The following is a 17712-nucleotide window of genomic DNA, read 5'->3' on the forward strand; positions in this document are numbered from 1 at the left end:
GCTGCTTACATCCACGGCTTCTACAATCCAGCCCGGCTACACTCGGCGCTGGGCTACCACTCGCCTAACAACTACGCCCGGCAGCTCCGGGCTGCCGCCTGAAACGGCTTCATGGCGTCCGTTTTCAGGGGGCCAGATCACTTCGCCCCTAGCAGCGATGCCGCAGCAGCTTCACATCAGCCACCAGCTGCTGCCGCAAGCACTCGGAGCGGGTGGCTTCGGCCCCTCGGTCCGGGCAGGTCGTGTCCACGTCCTCGACGCGCTTGATATCTCGGAACAGCATTGGCACCGTGTCCTAGAAATTCCGCCACCGCTGCGCCACATACAGGCCGGGACGATCCGGCTGCGCGTTTGGGGTGAATCTGGCCTGAGTTTCGGATAGCGCCGCCTCACGGTCACGAAGAGACCGCTTATCGCCCGGGTATTGCTGTATGTCCGCTTTGGGTCAGATGCTGCCATGTCGAGCCCACGACTGCTTCCGGCCAGCAGCGGACGTTCAACGCTTGAGTTGAGCCGCGCCGCACCGCGGCGTCGGTTTGAACGAATTGTTAGCCATCAATTCTTTTTGTCTGGGTCAAGAATGGTCCGGATCTCGTGTGGGTCCACAGGGCGTCCGAAGTAGGTAGAGATCAGTGATTTCCTGATCTCGTCTTTGTCCTGATCTTGTAGGAGCTCAATGAACGGTCCCAATGAGGCTAGTTCAAGTTCAGTTTGACGAGCGCGATCAGCATTTGTTCTATGACGCGCTGACTCACGCGCGGTGTAGAACGCTGGCGCTGCGATAGCGAGTGCATAGAGTAGGCGGACGGCAATCGCTAATGTGTTATCCGGCGTTACCGGCTCATGATAGAACTTATGGAAGGTAATGCCTGCCATTGCTAGCCCGCATGTAAAAAGACCAATAGTGATCCAGCGCCACAAGTTGGCTTGACTTGTTTCTTTATTTGCAATGGTTTGATAGTTGCCCGTTACGCCAATGTCCCCGACAACCTGAACAATTCTCGCCGCATCACTTTTGTGTCCTTCAAGCGCGGATAGAACTGCTTCGGCATTGCTGAAGAAGTCAGTCTTAGCCGTAGAGAACTCACCTCTCACTTGCTGCAGAAACTCGGCGTACTCAGTGTCGCGCTTAGTTTGATCTTTGTTAAAGACTGTTTCCAGGTTCGCAAGAGCAGCTGTCATCTCAGCTTTTGACTTCGTGGATGCATCTTGAATCTCGTCGAGCCGATTCTTTTGTGCCTCAATCTGCTTGACGAGTTGACCGATCTGCTCAGCGAGCTCATTCTTCTGCTCGTCCAGAATTCCGAAGGTTTCTCTTGATTTTTCTTGAACAGCATCAAGAATTTCAGCAACTTCAGCTCTGGAGGTAGGCGAAGCTCTTGGGTAGAAGGCCCATGCGTAATTTAGAACGTTCTGATCAATATAAGATACAGCGTTTGCAAGGTGGCCGACGTTTCGATCGGAAACGAATGATGTTAGCTCAGATATTGGCTGCTGAAGGTTTGAGTTCATTTGATTCAGAGCTGACTCTGAAACCATGGTCGCCGAACTCTGGTTTACAAGGGTTCTTAGGCTTCGTACGACGTTAAGAAGCTTGTCTCGATTGAACTGAGCTACTTCATCCGAAGCAACCTTGGGATCTTGCAGTGATTTGTCACTCAACAGTTCTAGTAATATGTTGAGCGATGCGGTTATTGCATGATCCTTCAAATTTTTGCTCGCCATGATCCCCCCTGATGGCCAATTACCTAATAGACGGACCCGTGGGTCCGGTTATACGACTTACCCACAAAGCGCCGCATGATGGGCTTTGCCCGTGATACAGCTCGATCTTAGGGCGGCTGGGTCCGCCTAACAAGGCAGCGAAACCGTGACGCAGCACTAGGCTTGGCGGCGGATCAATGGTCGCTATGGGTCGCATCACGCCCAGCTTTTCGTGCTAGTCGAACGCTGGCCAATCCCTCTACCAGGAGTTGGCCATGGTAATTCTCCAGACACCTCAACCCTTCGAGTCGTGGAACAAAGGAAAGCTGGTCGGCCAGAAGGCCCCACTGAAGCTGAAGGACATTTGGGCTATCCGGATCAGACTTCAGCTCGGCCACAAGATCCGCGACCTCGCTCTGTTCAACCTAGTGATTGATTCGAAGCTACGCGCCTGCGATCTGGTTAAGCTTCGGGTATCTGACGTCTCGCATGGCGGCCAAATAGCATCCCGCGCAATCGTGTTGCAACAAAAGACGGGGCGACCTGTCCAGTTCGAGATCACCCAATCGACTCGCGAGGCCATCCAGGCTTGGATCGCCTATGTTGACCTCAAGGTCTCGGATTTCCTGTTCCGCAGCCGCGTCGCGGAATCGCCCCACCTGTCGACGAGGCAGCACGCCTGGATCGTCCATCGCTGGGTGAAAGATGCCGGCCTCGAGTCGGGCTCCTACGGCACACAGGACCAAAGCTTCATTGATCTACCGACGCACGCGAAACCTTCGGGCCGTTCAGCTCTTGCGTGGGCATACGAAGCTAGAGAGCACCGTTCGCTATCTGGGCATAGACGTGGAGGATGCCTTGGAGATCGCCGAGCGGACTGACGTCTGAGCCCGGAAAGCTGGTCCTCGTCCTGCAGAAGGTCGAGGATCGGCCAGAAGCAGACCTTTACCCTCCCCCTGATAACGAGTGCTAATTCCAACCATCTCCCAGTCCCACCCTGTCCTGCTCGGGACCGCCCTGCGACCGCTGCTTGGAGGCGGCTAGAGGACGTGGGTTTTACCGTGGTGAATCAGGCCGCCGCGTGTTGATTTCTCGCAGATGTTGGACCAAAAACCACCGCGCACCTTCTGCCAGCCATGTTTGGCCATTAGAAAGACAGTTAGCCTGTTCTCAAATCGCTCAGCTACTTTCCAGTCCCGCGTCCGGACCGTCTTTGCACAGAGAACTGCGACCGGTCGGTGACGTCTTGTCCAGGCAGATCCCTTCCCATCAAAGTGCGCGGCGACCCGTTCTATGAACTTGCAGGATTGACCCACGTAAAAGCAGCCGTCTTCCAGCGCTAAGGCGTAGACAATGATAGGCGTTGATCTGATCGTTGAGATGGAAAGCTCTATCATCACGCCCTTGCCCACTGCGGAACATTCACTCCGATGCCCTACTGATCTGAAGCAGCTCCAGTTGATACGGATGCAAGGAATTTGCGCTACAACTGCAATTCGTAACGCAGGCGCACCAAACCCCTTACGAAGTCTTGCTGAAAGCTCTTTTGATTCGAGCCAAGATTGAGTCAAGCTCTTCGACAAGAGCGCTATCATTTTTAAAAAACGCCAGACTAAAAATGATGTACAACACTGGCGCCGCCGCTACCCAATCAAACCATTTCGGTTGCGGATTAGCATGTAAGCTCAAACAAGTGGCGATTAAGATCGCGCAGAACACCAAAGCTGCGATGCTCCGCCATACGTAATGTGCGACATCCTTTTCCATGATCCCACCAAAGTTGATCTGTCTGCCCAACGCCTGGTTACGTCGGCCTTCCCTTACCAGGCGGGTACCGTGCACAGTCACAGCTGCCGTGCTCTACAGTGAGCAGCCCTACCACCGCGCTTGCATCGCCTGATGCTACGGTCATAGTGCCCATTGATCAAGGCTCCAGGTTGCCGACCCTGTCGAGCTCCGCGACCGGTATCACATGATGGCAGTAGCTGCTGACGTAACGCGAGGGTGGCGCCCGCCCGGACTTCCATGTGGACCGGGCCAAGCCCCGCCGATGTCCGCTTTCGGCCAGAGGCGGACGCTCACAATATTTCAACCACGCCCAATCACGAAGCGGTTTGGCCCTGAAATAATTTTCGAGCCGGCCCCTACTTGAACATCTCCAACAGATCCCTGTCTTCATGCCGCAGCTCCCACGTGGAGAGAAAACAGAAGCTCACACCACCTTGCATGGCAGCCTTCTGAAACCCGGCCAGTTCTTCCTTCGTAACCGGGTACTCAACCGGATCAAAGTGCAGAATCCCCCACGGCTTGACGAGAGAGAACCCAGGCAGGAGTTCCGAGAAGATCGCCTTGAGCTGGGGCTGGATATTCGAAAAGTCCTTGATCGGACCCGCGCGATTGCCAAGGGCGTGACACTGGCGGCGGATGGTCCTGTCTCCACCGACCAAGCGCGCAATAAAATGGTCCTGGTGCACTTGGACGTAGATCAGCTGGCGGCGAAAAATTCTCATCTTGCTCTCAACTCCGCACGCTCAATCATCGCCCAAGTGCAGCATACCCTTCCATCAATGCGCCGGCTCCGCCTTCAGCGCGCTTGAACCCCTTCGCAGCAGGTACAGCGCAACCAGGAACGGCCACAGCGAGTTGATCGATGAAAACACGCGCTGGGTCAGCCCCCTGAACCCATCCGGATCCGCTCCCACCACGTTCAACCAGAGATAGACGATGCCCGCGATGCTCACCATAGCAGTCACGGCGTACGCCCTTCGGTTGGCCGACCACGCGCTCAATTCGATGTGCGACATCGCCGGTGCAATGATGTTTGCGATGCCGATGGTGTAGAAGCCGTGCATCGGATGGCCCATGGGCCAGAGCCCGTTGGTCAGCATGGAGATGCCAAAGATCATCCAGCAGATCGCGCCCAAGGCAATCCGGCGGCCGGACTCCCGCCATACCCCAATGGCAAACGCCACGAATCCCACGCCGGAGCCGATGGCGGCGATCCTGGCGCAGATGCTTGCAAGCGTTGGCGCCTGCAGCAGCTCGCTGGCGTGTTGTGCAAGCGGGTTGTAGCCCGGCGCAAACACGGCGGCAACGCTGATCCAGAACAGGAACCACGGGAGCGGGACCAGACCCGCGCAGAGAAGTAGTCGGCTGCGGCGTTGCACGTGCAGTGATCCTTGTTCTGGCCTGCGCCAGTGGGTGGAGTCCATTCGAACGCTGCGGAACCTTGCTGCTGTCGGCAGGACCGCCTTGATTGACTACAGCGGTAGTCAGATTGCGCGCGGCACTCGGTAGGTTCAATAGGCAGGAAGTCATTTAAACCATCCAGCCGGTGTCGCAGCGGTTCGGTTGTATGAGCGATCACGCATGTCCCATGGACGAGTGCTGTCGCATTTGCCGCGCCTGGCATCTCTGGCCGAAGGTTCTGCCGACTCCGTTCCAGAAGTGCCGTTCCGCTTGGCACGCCAAGGCTCTCGCCGCTTCCGGTGCTATGCGACAATGCCAAAAACGTCTCGGGTTTTGGCGGCATTGACCCCTACCCCTTGGCATTCCCAACTACGTCAGGCAACTCTGGTATCGCCACCGAAAACGGGTGGCCGGGCCTCGAAAACCCGAGCTATTAGGATGTTGTTTGCACTTGCCAGCCGGCATCACCTTGCGGGGTGCCGGCTGGCATTCCGTCTGCCGGCTATGGCGGGCGGGGCGTGGGGGCCTCGTGCCCGCCGGTTTCTTCCTAATAGCCCGGTTTTCGAGCCACGCTCTGCCCGCCACCTTTATCGGTGGCGGCTTCTGCCTGCTTGCAAGGAGCCCGCCATGACCACACCGCACTCCCCTCCCCCGCGCCCCATCCAGGAAGCGCCGTCACCCGCGCCCGCGCTGGACCCCAACAGCCTCATCGCCATCCTGCACGCCATCGGCGCGGGCGCCGCGGCCGACGGCCAGCCCTGGCCCGAGCGGCACCATCTACGCAGCCGGCAGATGCAGTTGTCCGACGCCGACTGCGCGCTCACCGGCCAGCGCATCGTGCAGGAGATCCTGCTGGCGGCCGAGCGCACGCGCCAGAACGGCGAGCCCGAACAGTACGTGGGCGACCGGGTGATGGAGGGGCTGGTGATGGCCGATCTCGCGCTGACCGCCTTCATCCACGAGCGGATGCGACCCAAGGACTGAGCGCGCTTACGGCGCGGAGTTTTCTGCCTGTGTGCGGGGTGACGAATGAAGATGCACGGCCTGGCCGCTGCGGTGGTGTGCATCGCGGTGATCGGCGCCTTGTGGGTGGAGTGGCCCGAGCCCGCGGGCGATCAGGTGTGGGCCTACCAGAAGCTGCAGCCGGCCGATTACCGCCTGCTGCACAGTGATGCGCGCGGCTTCGTGACCGCGAAGGCCCAGGAGGGCTTTGAACTGCACGCGCGCCATGCTGGGGCAACGTCCTTCGAAATCCGCTGCAAGGGCGTTCTGGTGCTGGACGTGGAGAACGCGCCCTCGCGCGTGCTGATCCGCATGCCCGCCGATGCACGGTGGCGGGCGCCGGACATCGAGCGTCTGCGCACCAGCTTCGAGCGCTGGCTGGATCTGCATCAAAGCCAGGGGCGGTTGCTGGTGGAAAGCGCGGGACCTTCGTGGGTTGAGAGGCGGTTTGGGCGCTTCAATGGGTTGGTGCTGGATGAGCAACGGTGTCTGCTTGGGGCGCCCGGCATCCGCCAGCCCGATCCCACCAACGACTTCAGCGCTGAAGTACCATCGTAGGCTGACGCTCACAGTGGCGCTGCGTCTGAACAGCAAGGGGCCGCCCGATGCTCGATCCCGAGGGGCCAAGCTCCGCCACAACTACTTCAGGAGGCTGGCGGTCGAAGCCCTTGTAGGCGGTGCACGTCTCTCCCGTCTGGCCAATGGGATACGTTGAACTCTCCACCTCTTCCCCGCAGCCCGGCAGGCCCATGGCGAGCGAGAGGGCCATCAGTACTCGCAAGCCGCCAGGGACTTGAAGTGAACGCAGCTTTTCCAGCAGCCAATGTGGAGATTGGCATGCTTTCACTTGAACGCCGGTGAACCTCCCCGCAAAAAGCACAAGCCGCCCATTGGGCGACTTGTTCTCTAGTGCAAACGAGATCACGGAAGGGGGCACGCCTATCGCCTTCGACGCGAATTTTCCCACCACTGCTTCAGCGCAAGAAACAGATGAAGGAATAGGAAGATCACCGCGAAGTAGCCCCAAATACGCAATCCCGTATGCATAGCGTCCGGGTAATTGCGGTACGTGAGAACTGCGAAGTAAGAAACGCCAAAGACCGCAGCGAGAAGCTGAGTGCCTATGAGGCCTTTCAACAAGGGACTCATTTTTTCTTCTCCAGGTCCTTCTGCACGATAGTCGCCCCTGCTCCCGCCAGGCCCTGACCCGTTTGGGACGCCGCACCCTGGAGTGCCGATTGCCTGGGAATGGCAGTTCCGGTTGACGCAGTGGCACTTGCCATGTTCGGCCCACCTGGGCCGCGGGATTGACTCAGCCGTTGGAGTGATCCGCGTGCAGCTGGGCCTGCGAAATCACCCATGGCAACGCCAACCCCGGAGGCTGCCAATCCACCCGCTGCACTGCCAATCGCATTTGAAGCGACGCCCTCCGCCGTGATGGGTTGCCCTTTGATTGCGCTCTCTGCGGCGGAGCCAGCACCGCCCGCCACCGCATTGACCACGGTCTGTATGGCAACCGCACGCCCTACCGAAATCGTGCCGGAACCCACTGCCGCAACGGCCACTCCACCAGCGCCTCCGGAGACTGAGCCAACCGCAGCAGCAATGCCAGCCTCCACTTTGTCGATAGGCTTATCCGGATTCATGGCTTTCTGGACCGCGATGTCTGCGAGGCCGCCCAGGACGGCGCCGTAGATGAATGGCATTACCGGAACCCTTCCGTCCGGATCGGTGAAGGAGTACGGATTGCCATAAGCGTAGCTGTATCGATTGAAGTGTTTCGTGCTTGAATGCGTAGAGATCGGATCCACCGAGAGGAAGAGTCCCAACTGGGGATCATAGTAGCGCTGCTGCATGTAGCTCAGCCCAGTGGCAGCGTCGCTCACGTGTCCCGTATATCCAGGTCCATCCGCAACCTGCCCGCCAACAACGGCTCCATAGGGTTCGTAGTCATAGCGCTTGACCACGTTGCCATTGGCGTCGGTCTCGGCAACCACCGAACCAAGCGCATCGGTATGAATGTAGGTGACCGTCTCGGCACTTGCCGATGGCGTCAGCGCCAGGCTCATCATTAGTGTGCAACAGAGCCAGGCCCCCACGGGGCCCCGTTCGGGAATGCGCTTCGCCACCCCCAAAAGGACGAGGGAAACACGACGATCAGCCTCCTCAAACGTTCCCCCCATCCCCTTGAAAGAGCCTTCCAGCAAGATTCCGTCTTCATATCACAGCCCCCGATGGCTGGGGAAGTCACATTGAGAACCAGTGCGAGTTGACGTGAATCAAGCGGTGGCTGTTGCCACGCTGTTTTTCCAGAAGCATCCATGGTTGCACCACCTGGATGCCCCAAGTGGAATTGGCGTAGCGCTTGGAAATGCGTGGCCATGTGTAACCGACGCCATTCAATTTGAGTAGCACGTCAATTTGAGTAGCACGGCGAATTGGCGTCCATCGTTCACTTGATGGCCGAATCTTGCTTCCGCAGAGGAGGAAGGCATGCCCCAACCGTCTGCCGGAATCCCCCTAGCCGCTTCACCAGCAATTCCCGATGGTTGGCCGCAGCTTACCTGCCGCATCATCAAGCGCCCGACTGCAGGAATCCACACATGAGCCTGGCGCTGGTCCACAGCCGTGCACGCGCCGGGGTCGATGCCCCGCTGGTGCGGGTGGAAGTGCATCTCTCCGGCGGCCTGCCTGTCACCCAAATCGTGGGCCTGGCGGAAACCAGCGTGCGCGAATCCCGCGAGCGCGTGCGAGCCGCCCTGCTCTGCGCGCGCTTCGACTTTCCGCAGCGGCGCATCACGTTGAACCTGGCGCCTGCGGACCTGCCCAAGGAAGGTGGTCGCTACGACCTGGCGATTGCCTTGGGAATTCTTGCGGCCAGCGGACAGGTCGATCCGCAGTCGCTGCTGCAATACGAGTTCCTGGGCGAGCTTGGCCTGACCGGTGAGCTGCGGCCGGTGGCCGGTGCGCTGCCCGCCGCGATCGCGGCCGCCGAAGCCGGGCGCATCCTGGTGGTGCCGCCAGGGAATGCCGCAGAGGCTGCGTTGGCCGAGCACGCTGATGTGCGTGTGGCGCGTACGCTGCTGGAATGCTGCGCCGGGCTGGGCAATCCGCGCCTGTTGCCACCCGTGGAGCGCGTGGACACGACACCATTGCCACTGCCCGATCTGGCCGACGTGCGCGGGCAGGCGCATGCACGGCGCGCGTTGGAAGTGGCCGCTGCCGGTGGGCACCATCTGTTGTTGATCGGTAGTCCTGGCTGCGGCAAGACACTGTTGGCCTCGCGCCTGCCCAGCCTGTTGCCGGATACCGAAGAGACTGAGGCGCTGCAGCTTGCCGCGATTGCGTCGGTGAGTGGCGAAGGGCTGGACCCAAGACGTTGGCGGCAGCGGCCCTTTAGAGCGCCCCATCACAGCGCGAGCGCGGCGGCGCTGGTGGGTGGGGGCAACCCGCCCTGCCCCGGTGAAATATCACTGGCCCACCATGGAGTCCTGTTCCTTGATGAGCTCCCAGAATGGAACCGCAGCGCGCTGGAAACCCTGCGCGAGCCACTGGAGTCCGGCCACATCCGCATCGCCCGCGCGGCGCGCAGCGTGCAGTACCCCGCGCGGTTCCAACTGGTGGCTGCGATGAATCCCTGCCCGTGCGGCTGGGCCGGTGACCGCAGCAACCGTTGCCTGTGCAGCGACGAGCGCATCAACCGCTACCGTGCGCGGGTGTCCGGTCCGTTGCTGGACCGCATCGATCTGCACATCGGCGTAACGCGAATGGACGCGGTGGAGCTGCGGGAGAGCACGCCACTGGGTGAGCCCAGTGCTGCGGTACGTGCACGGGTGGAAGCCGCCCATGCCCGGCAGCAGGCACGTGGCGGGCTCAATGCACATCTTCCGCCGGCGGCGCTGCGGGCGTGCACGAAGCTGAGCGAGGCCGATCAGGATCTACTTGAGCAGGCGATTGAACGTCTGCAGCTTTCCGCACGGGCGATGCACCGGATTCTGCGCGTGGCGCGCACGATTGCGGATCTGGCGGGTTGCGAGGGTATCCAGACCGCGCATCTGGCTGAGGCGATTGGCTATCGGCAGTTGGATCGGGGAAATGCATGAGCCTGATTGCCGGGAACCCTCGTCCGCACGGGAGCAGCAACAATCAAAAAAATACCCCGGCCGCGTGCCCAGAAGGACAGAGACGGTACCGGGGTGTACCTGACCACCGTACCCCACACGGCGGCACACTGCAATCGGCATCAGTGGAGGCGTCCAGGCAGCGATGAGCCATGACAGATTCGAAGAAGCCCTTTCCCTGGAGCGCTTTGGCCGCTACCTGGATTGGGCGGGGGGCGACCGTAGCCGAGCCATCGCCCTGTATGGATGCAATACCCACTTGTCTGAAAGCCTCTACGCACCACTGCAGACGTTGGAAGTGGCACTGCGAAACCGCATCCACACCGTTCTGACCCAGGCCAAGGGCGAGGCGTGGTACGGCCGAGGCGCTGGCGCCCTGAAGGTTGCTCATCAACTCGAGCAGGTCGCCAAAGCCGTCAACGAATTGGTCAGAGCGGGAAAGACGGTAACAGCAGGCGGTGTGGTCGCCAGTCTCACCTTCAGTTTCTGGACAACAATGTTCAACAAGGACTACGAGGCCCTTTGGCAGCAGATCCTTCACCGGATTGCGGACCCCAGTGCGCCCAGGGGACTGAAGAGGAGGAGCTTTTCGGGACCGCTGACTCGCATACGCGTGCTACGCAACCGCGTCGCCCATCACGAACCGATCCTCGGCTGGAACCTGCGCGGGCACCACGATGAGATTCTGACGCTGATCGAATGGCTATCGCCGCCCGCCGCGACATGGTGTCGTGAGAACAACCGCTTTCCTCAGGCATACCCGGAAGACGGAATCACCTTGGTATGTTCGCCCGAGTCGAATAGACGCTGACTGCGCGTGTCCTCCTGCGGCCGGGTGCGAAGAGCGGTCGACTAACAGTCGACCCCACCAAGGGCAGGCATCAGGCTGCCGAATGCAACCGTCCCCGCTTCGCCAGCAGCGCCACCCGACGGCTGACCAGCGCGTGCAGCTCCGCCAGCTCCGACGCCCGGTCAGCCGTCATGTTCCCGCCAAACAGCACCCGCGACAACGCCGCCTCGTCGCTGTCGTCCGGGTGCTGCCACCGGTCCCGGTACACCTTCTGGCACACCAGCCAGGCCAGCCGCAGCCCCCCACCGGGCAACGGACGGACCACGCGCTCGTAGACGTGCCAGAACTGGTACTCGGCCTGCAGGTCGATCACAGGTGTCACGGACGGCGCCTGCCGGGGCCGTCCTGGGCCCCGGATGCCGAACAGCGGGGTTCGCGGGTTGTACTGAGCCATGCCGACAGCATGACCCAGCAACATTGTGGGAACCTTGCGTCGCCGCCAGAAAATCCCTGTTGATTGCCCAAGGGGGCCAGGTGGGTTTGGGGGGCCGCCAAGTGCATCCACGCATTGCGTGGATCTACCTAGAAGGTCATCGAGGTACTGAACATCAGCTGCCGTGGCGCGCTGCGCTGCAGGGTCTGGTAGTCCCCCGAGAACGACGAGCCGGCAATGGTGGCGGTGCCGATGTTGTGGCGGTTGAACAGGTTGCTCACGTCCAGCCGCAGCTCCAGGCCGGGCACTGCGCTGTCTGCACCGAAGCGGTAGGCGGCATAGGTGTTGACCTGCCAGAAGGTCGGCACGCGGATGTCGTTCTCGTAGGTGAAAGGCTGGCGCAGGTACGAGGTGCTGGTTGCACCAAAGCGCCAGTCACCGAAGTGCGCGGACAGGTCGCTGACCAGCGAGATCTGCGGGTAGCCCGGCTGGGCATTGCCCTTGATCGGGTACACCGTGTCGCCCACCACGAAATCGCTGTCGTAGTACGAACGGGCTACGGCCACGCCCTGATAGAACTGCAGGTGGTCGGTCAGGTCGGCGGTGATGCCGAGGTCGGCACCGATCACATGCATCTTCGGCATCAGCCGAACCGTGTTGATCTGCGTGAACTGGGTACCGATGGCGGCCGACAGCAGGCGGTTGCGGATGTCGTTGTAGAACACGTCGCCGGTGATCGTCAGCCGAGCGAAGCGATGCGACGCGCCTACGGTGAGGTTCCAGTTCTTCTCCGGGCGCAGCGTGCCGGCCACGCGGTCGAACTCTTCCTGGTCGGTGATGGTCCATGCCGAGGCGGTGTAGCCGATGTTGCCGCGCTGGGCCACACGGTAGCCGTTCATGGTGTTGGCCAGGTCGATGAAGGCATCGGTGGCTTCGGTCGGGCTCCAGAACAGCGAGACGTGCGGCAGGAAGTTGCTCTTCGCGCGCAGCGTGCCGTTCACCGGCCGGTCCTTGGCATCACCCAGGCCACCACCGCGGGTGCGGAAGTCCACGGCCTTGAAGCCGACACCCAGCTTCAGCGTGTCGTTCAGCACGATGTCGTCCTGCAGGTAGAACTGGCGCGAGCGGGTCACCCAGCTCGATGCGTTGTCGGTCTTGAACGCGGGGCCGTACACGTCGAACGGGCCGGTGGCCTTCAGCGGCGGGCGCTCGCCCAGCAGTGGCTGCTGGTACCACTCGGTCTTGGCCGCGGCCTTGCTCTTCTCCTGCCAGAAACCGGCAGTGAAGGTGTGCGCGCCAGTCTCGAACTGCAGGTTGACCATGCCGCCCAGGCGGTTGAGGCGCGGCGTCTGTACCTGTTCGGAGAACGGTGCGCCGTTGGGCGACGGTACGGTCGGGTCGGTCAGCGTGGCCTGGGTGTGGCTGTTGGCGTTGTACAGCTGCACGTTGCCACTCAGCGCCGGGGTGATCTGGAAGCGATGGTTGATCGATGACACGCGGTCGCGGGTGGTCTGGCCGGTGTCGTACGGAATCAGTTCGGACAGCTCACCGCAGGTGTAGGCGCCGCAGGATTTGTCCGCGTTTTCCGGCGAGGCCACGTACCACGCCCACGCATAATCGGGATAGAAGATGTCGGCCTTCCAGCCCAGCTTGCGGATCATGTCGAAGGAGATGTTGTTGTAGCCCCAGACCTTGGCCTTGCTGTCGGACAGGAACACGGTGACATCGCCCCAGGCGACGTCCTGCTGCAGCTTCAGGTCGCCGCGCAGGAAGTTCTGCGTGCCCTCGCCCTGGTACTTGTCGGCGGACACGCGCTGCAGGTCGACCAGCACTTTCGGGCCATGCTCACCGAGCTGGCCGCTCTGCCCGGACACGGTGGTGACCAGCGTGTTGTTGCTGCCCACGCCCTGCTTCACGCGCAGGCTGGGCGTGTCCTGCAGCTCGCGCAGGCGGTATTCCAGGCTGCCGCCGTTGACGCTGCTGGAGAACACGCTGACCGGTGCGCCGCCAGGGCTGACTGTGATCGCGCCGATACCATCGGGCACGCCCACGTTCACCACGCTGGTGCCGGTGAGCGAGAGGAAGCCGTTGTCGTTCAGCGGCACGCCCTCGAAGGTGATGCCCATTTCATTCATGCGGAAGCCGCGCACGAACAGGCTGGTGGCCGAGATATCCAGGCCCAGCCCATCGGTGGCGGTGTAGCTGGCACCGGGCACCTGCTTGAGCGTGGCCAGGCCGTTGTTGCCGGTGACCATCGCGTCGAGGTCTTCGGCCTTGATGATGTAGCGGTTGGGACCGACCACCTGGGTCGGTGCCACGGCGGCGCCACGCGGCGTGGCGATGACCTGCAGGGCATTGAGCGTGGTGGGCGTGTCGTGCGCGGCATCGTGCGTTTCTGCGGCGTACGCAGGGGCTGTGATGGCCGCGATGATCGCCAAGGCAAGGCGTGTCGTGGGTGGGGTGTTCATGGCAGCAGATCCAGGGTACAGGGGGAAAGCGGCGCAGGCGCACACCCAGCGCGTTGCAGCGCCGGTGTCGGCGCCCTGGCTGGCGATGCGGTTGCGTTGGGGGTGACGGCGCAGTGCGCGCCGGTCAGTGGCAGAGGAAGACGATCCTCTGCCTCAGAATTCGATGGCGTGATTTCGACGTGCGGAATTCTTGCATCGCACTGCCGCATCCGCCATTGCACCGTGGTACAGCGCCAATGGCGGTGGGGATGGGTGGGTTATACGTGGGTATAGCCCCGGCGTGGTGGGGGCCGACCTTGGTCGGCGCTCGTGTGCCAAGCAAGGTTGGCACCCACCGGGGCGGATGAGGTTGGCACCTACCAGAGCATAGGGACGCGCGGTTACTGCAGGACGAAACGCTCAATGGCGCGCGCCACGCCTTCGTCAGCATTGCTGCTGGTCTCAAACCGCGCCACCGCCTTCACAGCATCAATGGCATTGCCCATCGCCACGCTGGTACCGGCGTACTGCAGCATGGTCAGGTCGTTTTCCTGGTCGCCGATGGCCATCACGTTGGCGCGGTCGATGCCCAGGTGCTCGGCCAGCTTCTGCAGGCTCGGGCCCTTGCCGGCGCGGTGGTCGAACACTTCCAGGAAGAACGGCGCGCTCTTCAGCACCGCGAAGCGCTCGGTCAGTTCGCTCGGCAGGCGCGCGATGGCGGCATCCAGCACGTCGGGCGCGTCGATCATCATCAGCTTGATGAAGGACATCGATGGATCCATGTCCTCCACGCGGCGGTACGACAGCGGCATCCGCGAAAGATGCGAGTCGGCTACGGTGTAGTAGCTGATGTCCTGGTTGGGCGTGTACATGCGCTGGCTGTCCAGCGCCTGGAAGTGCACGCCCAGGTCGCGGGCCACCTGCTCGCAGAACAGGAAGTCGTCGAAGCTGAGCGGATATTCGACCACGGTTTCGCGCGTGCCGATGCGCTGCACCAGGCCGCCATTGCAGGCGATGCAGTAGTCGTCGTTGCCGGTGATGCCCAGCTCGTGCAGGTACGGCGCCAGGCCCGGAACCGGGCGGCCACTGGTCAGCACGATGTGCACGCCCAGCGCCCGCGCCTGCGCGATGGCCTTCCTGGCGCGGGAGGTGAGCTGGTGCGACGGGTCCAGCAGCGTGCCATCCATGTCGATGGCGACCAGTTCGATGGTCGATTGCCTGCGGCCCATGTCCATTGCGTTCAACTCGTGCGGGGCACGCCAGTTTACCCCCCTCATGCCCGGTTCACCTCTTTGCCCACGTTGGCCGGGATACTGGGGGAGCCTGTGCGTCCCCCACCGCAGGACGGCCCGTTGACCGCCCTTCCCTGGAGAACCTTGCGACGCATGACCTACCGTGCCCCCGAAACCAATGACAGCGCGCCCCTGGCCCAGCAGATCGAGCAGATGATCGACGAGCTGCCCGGCGACCAGGTGCGCGTCGGCACCCTGCTCAGCGCGCTGGGCGATGAGGGCCTGCTGCTGATCGTGATCCTGCTCTCGGCCATCTTCATCATTCCGGTGTCGATTCCCGGGCTGAGCACCGTGTTCGGCGCCTCGATCCTGCTCATCGGCCTGAGCCGGGTGCGCAACCGCCCGCTGTGGGTGCCGCAGAAGCTGGCGCGCCGCGAGATCGCCACCGACAAGCTGAAGGCCAACCTGGGCCGTGCGCTGAAGTGGGTGCACCGTATGGAGCGGCTGTCGCGGCCGATGCGGCTGGCGGTGATGGTGCGCTCGAAGAAGATGATGCGCCTGAACAACCTGATGCTGGTGTTCGCGACCCTGCTGCTGATGGCGCCGGCCGGGCCGATTCCTTTCAGCAACACGCTGCCGGCACTGGCGCTGATGTCGTTTGCGATTGGCTTCATCCAGCGCGATGGCGCGGCGGTGGCGGCCGGTTATGGTTTCGTAGTGGCCACGGTGGTGTACTTCGGCGTGCTGCTGGGTGGCGTGGGGTTTGCTGCCGAGTCGGTGTTCAGCGGGTTCCGCAGCAGTACCGCCGAACTGTAGAGCCGAGCCCACGCTCGGCTGCTGTTCGCTCGGTGCACGGAAACCCGCGCGCTGCGCGCGTAAGCCGAGCATGGGCTCGGCTCTACAAAGGCCGGATCCACAGCAGTCGAGCGTGGCTCGACGCTACACAGCTATTTGGCCGACACCCGCCACACCACGTCGCCCACGTCGTCGGCGACCAGCAGCGCGCCCTCTGCATCCATGGCCATGCCCACCGGTGCACCCATCAGCGTCTTCTCGTCCTTCGAGGTGAAGCCGCTGACCACGGTCTGCGGCCGCCCGGTCGGCTTGCCATCCTTGAATGGTACGTACACCACTTCGTAGCCGCTCAGCGGTGAACGGTCCCAGCTGCCGTGTTCGCCGATGAAGGCACCGCCGTGGTACTGCGCCGGCAGTGCCTGGCCGGTGTAGAACAGCAACCCCAGCGGCGCCACGTGCGAGCCGATGGCGTAGTCCGGTGTGATCGCCTTGGCCACCAGGTCCGGCCGCTGCGGCTGCACGCGTTCGTCCACGTGCTGGCCGTAGTAGCTGTAGGGCCAGCCGTAGAAGCCATCCTCCTTCACCGAAGTAAGGTAATCCGGCACCAGATCGGCACCGATCTCATCGCGTTCGTTCGCAACAGCCCACAGCTTCCCGGTGCTCGGCTCCCAGTCCAGCCCGGTCGGATTGCGGATGCCCGAGGCGTAGATGCGGCTGCCGCGGGTGGCCACGTCCACTTCCAGCACCACCGCACGGCGGTATTCGACGGCCAGGCCGTTCTCGGTGATGTTGCTGTTGGAGCCCACGCCCACATACAGCTTGCGGCCATCACGGCTGGCCAGCAGTTCCTTGGTCCAGTGGTGGTTGATGGTGCTGGGCAGGTCGGTGAACTCGCGGCCCTTGTCCGACATGCGGGTTTCGCCGGGCACGTAGTGGTACTGCATGATGTTGCCGGTGTTGGCCACGTACAGCGTGTCGCCGATCAGCTGGATGCCGAACGGCGAGTGGAGGCCTTCGATGTAGACGTGCTGGGTCCAGGTGTTCGTTCCCGGCGAGCGGCGCAGCAGGGTGACCCGGTTGCCGCCCTTGCCGGCCTTGCCCGAGCGCGCCTTCACCTTGCCGGCAATCCACTGCTTGGGCGTGGTGACCGGTTCTTCGCCGGGGCCGTTGCCTTCCACCACCAGTATGTCGCCATTGGGCAGGGTCAGCAGGCGCCGCGGATGCTGCAGGTTGGCGGCGATGCGCTCGATCTTCAGGCCCTCGGCCACCGTGGGGGTCTGTCCATCAGCCCAGCCGACGCCCTTGGGCACCTGCATCGGCGGCATCAGGAAGTTGGCCGGCTTGGGCAGCGGCGGCTGCGGGCCCGACTGGTCGGCGGGATGGTATTCAGCCTTGCCGGCGCAGGCCGACAGCATCACGGCCAGCGCCAGGGCGCCCATGGTGGGCAGGATGTGCTTAGCCATGACGACCTCCCTGCAGCACCGGCGGCTGCAGTGACAGCAGGATCAGGCCCAGGGCGATCAGGGCCACGGTCAGCGCCGACAGGATCGTGCCCGGCACCGCAACGGCGTACGCATCGCGGCTGTGCACGAAGGCGTTCCAGATGGCCAGCACCACCGCGACCAGGTTGAGCAAGAAGTCGATGCGGTCGATGCGGGTGGCCGTGCCGTTGCGGCGCCAGACCGCGAACAGGTTGATCAGGCGCGGCACGATGGCGATCAGCAGGCCGAAGGTGATCAGCCAGGCGGCTGCCTTGCCCCACATCACCTCGGCGCTGTTGAGGTAGATCGCGTCGAAGATCAGTGCGCCGACGAAGAAACCGAAGGGTATCGGGTTCAACAGGCTGAACAGTGTGGTGCCGAGGCCGCGATGGGCCTGGGCGAGCGGATTGACCATCATCGTGCTCCGTGCGGAAGGGTGCACGGGCTGTAGTAGCACAGCGCGATGTGAGGGCGCGCGATGACACATGGTAGATCCACGCCATGCGTGGATATGCGGG

At 62.4% G+C, this 17712-nt stretch carries 15 protein-coding genes; 6 read left to right on the top strand and 9 right to left on the bottom strand.

From position 1 onward, the window contains the following. Nucleotides 1-555 precede the first annotated feature (555 nt). Nucleotides 556-1725: a hypothetical protein gene (locus AC5P8J_RS11360; protein WP_478405513.1), complete on the bottom strand. Its 1170-nt coding sequence runs from the start codon at nucleotides 1723-1725 to the stop codon at nucleotides 556-558. A gap of 254 nt (nucleotides 1726-1979) precedes the next feature. Here AC5P8J_RS11360 and AC5P8J_RS11365 point away from each other — a divergent pair, with 254 nt between their 5' ends. Beyond that, nucleotides 1980-2585 carry a tyrosine-type recombinase/integrase gene (locus tag AC5P8J_RS11365; protein ID WP_495216788.1) on the top strand — a complete coding sequence of 202 codons (606 nt, stop codon included), beginning with the start codon at nucleotides 1980-1982 and terminating at the stop codon, nucleotides 2583-2585. A 1263-nt stretch (nucleotides 2586-3848) separates the two neighbouring features. Here the strand turns inward: AC5P8J_RS11365 and AC5P8J_RS11370 are convergent. Together AC5P8J_RS11370 and AC5P8J_RS11375 are read right to left on the bottom strand one after the other, a co-directional pair. Continuing rightward, entirely contained in the window at nucleotides 3849-4214 is a 366-nt protein-coding gene (locus tag AC5P8J_RS11370; RefSeq protein WP_478405515.1) for a hypothetical protein, read from the bottom strand. Between the two features lie 54 nt (nucleotides 4215-4268). Continuing rightward, complete coding sequence (locus AC5P8J_RS11375; protein ID WP_478405886.1) at nucleotides 4269-4871, bottom strand: DUF998 domain-containing protein; 603 nt, start codon at nucleotides 4869-4871, stop codon at nucleotides 4269-4271. 649 nt (nucleotides 4872-5520) lie between these two features. On the opposite strand from AC5P8J_RS11375, the gene AC5P8J_RS11380 reads away from it, so the two are divergent. Then, nucleotides 5521-5877: a hypothetical protein gene (locus AC5P8J_RS11380; RefSeq protein WP_053443631.1), complete on the top strand. Its 357-nt coding sequence runs from the start codon at nucleotides 5521-5523 to the stop codon at nucleotides 5875-5877. A 45-nt stretch (nucleotides 5878-5922) separates the two neighbouring features. Further along, on the top strand, nucleotides 5923-6453 hold the full coding sequence (locus AC5P8J_RS11385; RefSeq protein WP_478405516.1) for a cold-shock protein: 531 nt from the start codon (nucleotides 5923-5925) through the stop codon (nucleotides 6451-6453). A 587-nt stretch (nucleotides 6454-7040) separates the two neighbouring features. Here the strand turns inward: AC5P8J_RS11385 and AC5P8J_RS11390 are convergent. Continuing rightward, the gene (locus AC5P8J_RS11390) at nucleotides 7041-7964 is read right to left on the bottom strand and encodes an RHS repeat-associated core domain-containing protein (protein WP_478405517.1); all 924 of its coding nucleotides are present in this window, start codon (nucleotides 7962-7964) and stop codon (nucleotides 7041-7043) included. Between the two features lie 534 nt (nucleotides 7965-8498). Here AC5P8J_RS11390 and AC5P8J_RS11395 point away from each other — a divergent pair. Next, nucleotides 8499-9998 (top strand): YifB family Mg chelatase-like AAA ATPase, encoded by a 1500-nt coding sequence (locus tag AC5P8J_RS11395; protein ID WP_217014462.1) that lies wholly within the window; start codon nucleotides 8499-8501, stop codon nucleotides 9996-9998. A 163-nt stretch (nucleotides 9999-10161) separates the two neighbouring features. Continuing rightward, nucleotides 10162-10827 carry a hypothetical protein gene (locus AC5P8J_RS11400; protein ID WP_495216789.1) on the top strand — a complete coding sequence of 222 codons (666 nt, stop codon included), beginning with the start codon at nucleotides 10162-10164 and terminating at the stop codon, nucleotides 10825-10827. 70 nt (nucleotides 10828-10897) lie between these two features. Here AC5P8J_RS11400 and AC5P8J_RS11405 read toward each other — a convergent pair whose 3' ends face one another. The 3 genes from AC5P8J_RS11405 to yidA all read right to left on the bottom strand — a co-directional run bounded on the left by AC5P8J_RS11405 (nucleotide 10898) and on the right by yidA (nucleotide 14921). Continuing rightward, entirely contained in the window at nucleotides 10898-11284 is a 387-nt protein-coding gene (locus AC5P8J_RS11405; RefSeq protein WP_430371255.1) for a hypothetical protein, read from the bottom strand. A 104-nt stretch (nucleotides 11285-11388) separates the two neighbouring features. After that, on the bottom strand, nucleotides 11389-13707 hold the full coding sequence (locus AC5P8J_RS11410) for a TonB-dependent receptor (protein WP_494540058.1): 2319 nt from the start codon (nucleotides 13705-13707) through the stop codon (nucleotides 11389-11391). A gap of 380 nt (nucleotides 13708-14087) precedes the next feature. Further along, nucleotides 14088-14921, bottom strand: coding sequence for a sugar-phosphatase (gene yidA / locus AC5P8J_RS11415; protein ID WP_134731073.1), 834 nt, complete (start codon nucleotides 14919-14921; stop codon nucleotides 14088-14090). Between the two features lie 150 nt (nucleotides 14922-15071). Between yidA and AC5P8J_RS11420 the strand changes: the two genes are divergently transcribed. After that, entirely contained in the window at nucleotides 15072-15734 is a 663-nt protein-coding gene (locus AC5P8J_RS11420) for an exopolysaccharide biosynthesis protein (RefSeq protein ID WP_111097120.1), read from the top strand. 131 nt (nucleotides 15735-15865) lie between these two features. Here AC5P8J_RS11420 and AC5P8J_RS11425 read toward each other — a convergent pair whose 3' ends face one another. Both AC5P8J_RS11425 and AC5P8J_RS11430 read right to left on the bottom strand, forming a co-directional pair. Further along, the gene (locus AC5P8J_RS11425; protein ID WP_134731007.1) at nucleotides 15866-17176 is read right to left on the bottom strand and encodes a PQQ-dependent sugar dehydrogenase; all 1311 of its coding nucleotides are present in this window, start codon (nucleotides 17174-17176) and stop codon (nucleotides 15866-15868) included. Next, a complete protein-coding gene (locus AC5P8J_RS11430) occupies nucleotides 17169-17609 on the bottom strand; it encodes a DUF2231 domain-containing protein (protein WP_021201954.1) in 441 nt (146 codons plus the stop codon). Before AC5P8J_RS11430 ends, AC5P8J_RS11425 begins: the two co-directional genes overlap by 8 nt. Between the last annotated feature and the right edge of the window lie 103 nt (nucleotides 17610-17712).

Source organism: Stenotrophomonas sp. YJH_SMC_37 (genome assembly GCF_059370035.1).

Bases quoted from the DNA above. Each gene is read 5' to 3' on its own strand.
- AC5P8J_RS11425 (WP_134731007.1), bottom strand. From the start codon at position 17,176: ATGGCTAAGCACATCCTGCCCACCATGGGCGCCCTGGCGCTGGCCGTG.
- AC5P8J_RS11430 (WP_021201954.1), bottom strand. From the start codon at position 17,609: ATGGTCAATCCGCTCGCCCAGGCCCATCGCGGCCTCGGCACCACACTG.
- AC5P8J_RS11360 (WP_478405513.1), bottom strand. From the start codon at position 1,725: ATGGCGAGCAAAAATTTGAAGGATCATGCAATAACCGCATCGCTCAAC.
- AC5P8J_RS11385 (WP_478405516.1), top strand. From the start codon at position 5,923: ATGAAGATGCACGGCCTGGCCGCTGCGGTGGTGTGCATCGCGGTGATC.
- AC5P8J_RS11420 (WP_111097120.1), top strand. From the start codon at position 15,072: ATGACCTACCGTGCCCCCGAAACCAATGACAGCGCGCCCCTGGCCCAG.
- AC5P8J_RS11380 (WP_053443631.1), top strand. From the start codon at position 5,521: ATGACCACACCGCACTCCCCTCCCCCGCGCCCCATCCAGGAAGCGCCG.
- AC5P8J_RS11405 (WP_430371255.1), bottom strand. From the start codon at position 11,284: ATGTTGCTGGGTCATGCTGTCGGCATGGCTCAGTACAACCCGCGAACC.
- AC5P8J_RS11370 (WP_478405515.1), bottom strand. From the start codon at position 4,214: ATGAGAATTTTTCGCCGCCAGCTGATCTACGTCCAAGTGCACCAGGAC.
- AC5P8J_RS11400 (WP_495216789.1), top strand. From the start codon at position 10,162: ATGAGCCATGACAGATTCGAAGAAGCCCTTTCCCTGGAGCGCTTTGGC.
- AC5P8J_RS11395 (WP_217014462.1), top strand. From the start codon at position 8,499: ATGAGCCTGGCGCTGGTCCACAGCCGTGCACGCGCCGGGGTCGATGCC.
- AC5P8J_RS11390 (WP_478405517.1), bottom strand. From the start codon at position 7,964: ATGAGCCTGGCGCTGACGCCATCGGCAAGTGCCGAGACGGTCACCTAC.
- yidA (WP_134731073.1), bottom strand. From the start codon at position 14,921: ATGGACATGGGCCGCAGGCAATCGACCATCGAACTGGTCGCCATCGAC.
- AC5P8J_RS11365 (WP_495216788.1), top strand. From the start codon at position 1,980: ATGGTAATTCTCCAGACACCTCAACCCTTCGAGTCGTGGAACAAAGGA.
- AC5P8J_RS11410 (WP_494540058.1), bottom strand. From the start codon at position 13,707: ATGAACACCCCACCCACGACACGCCTTGCCTTGGCGATCATCGCGGCC.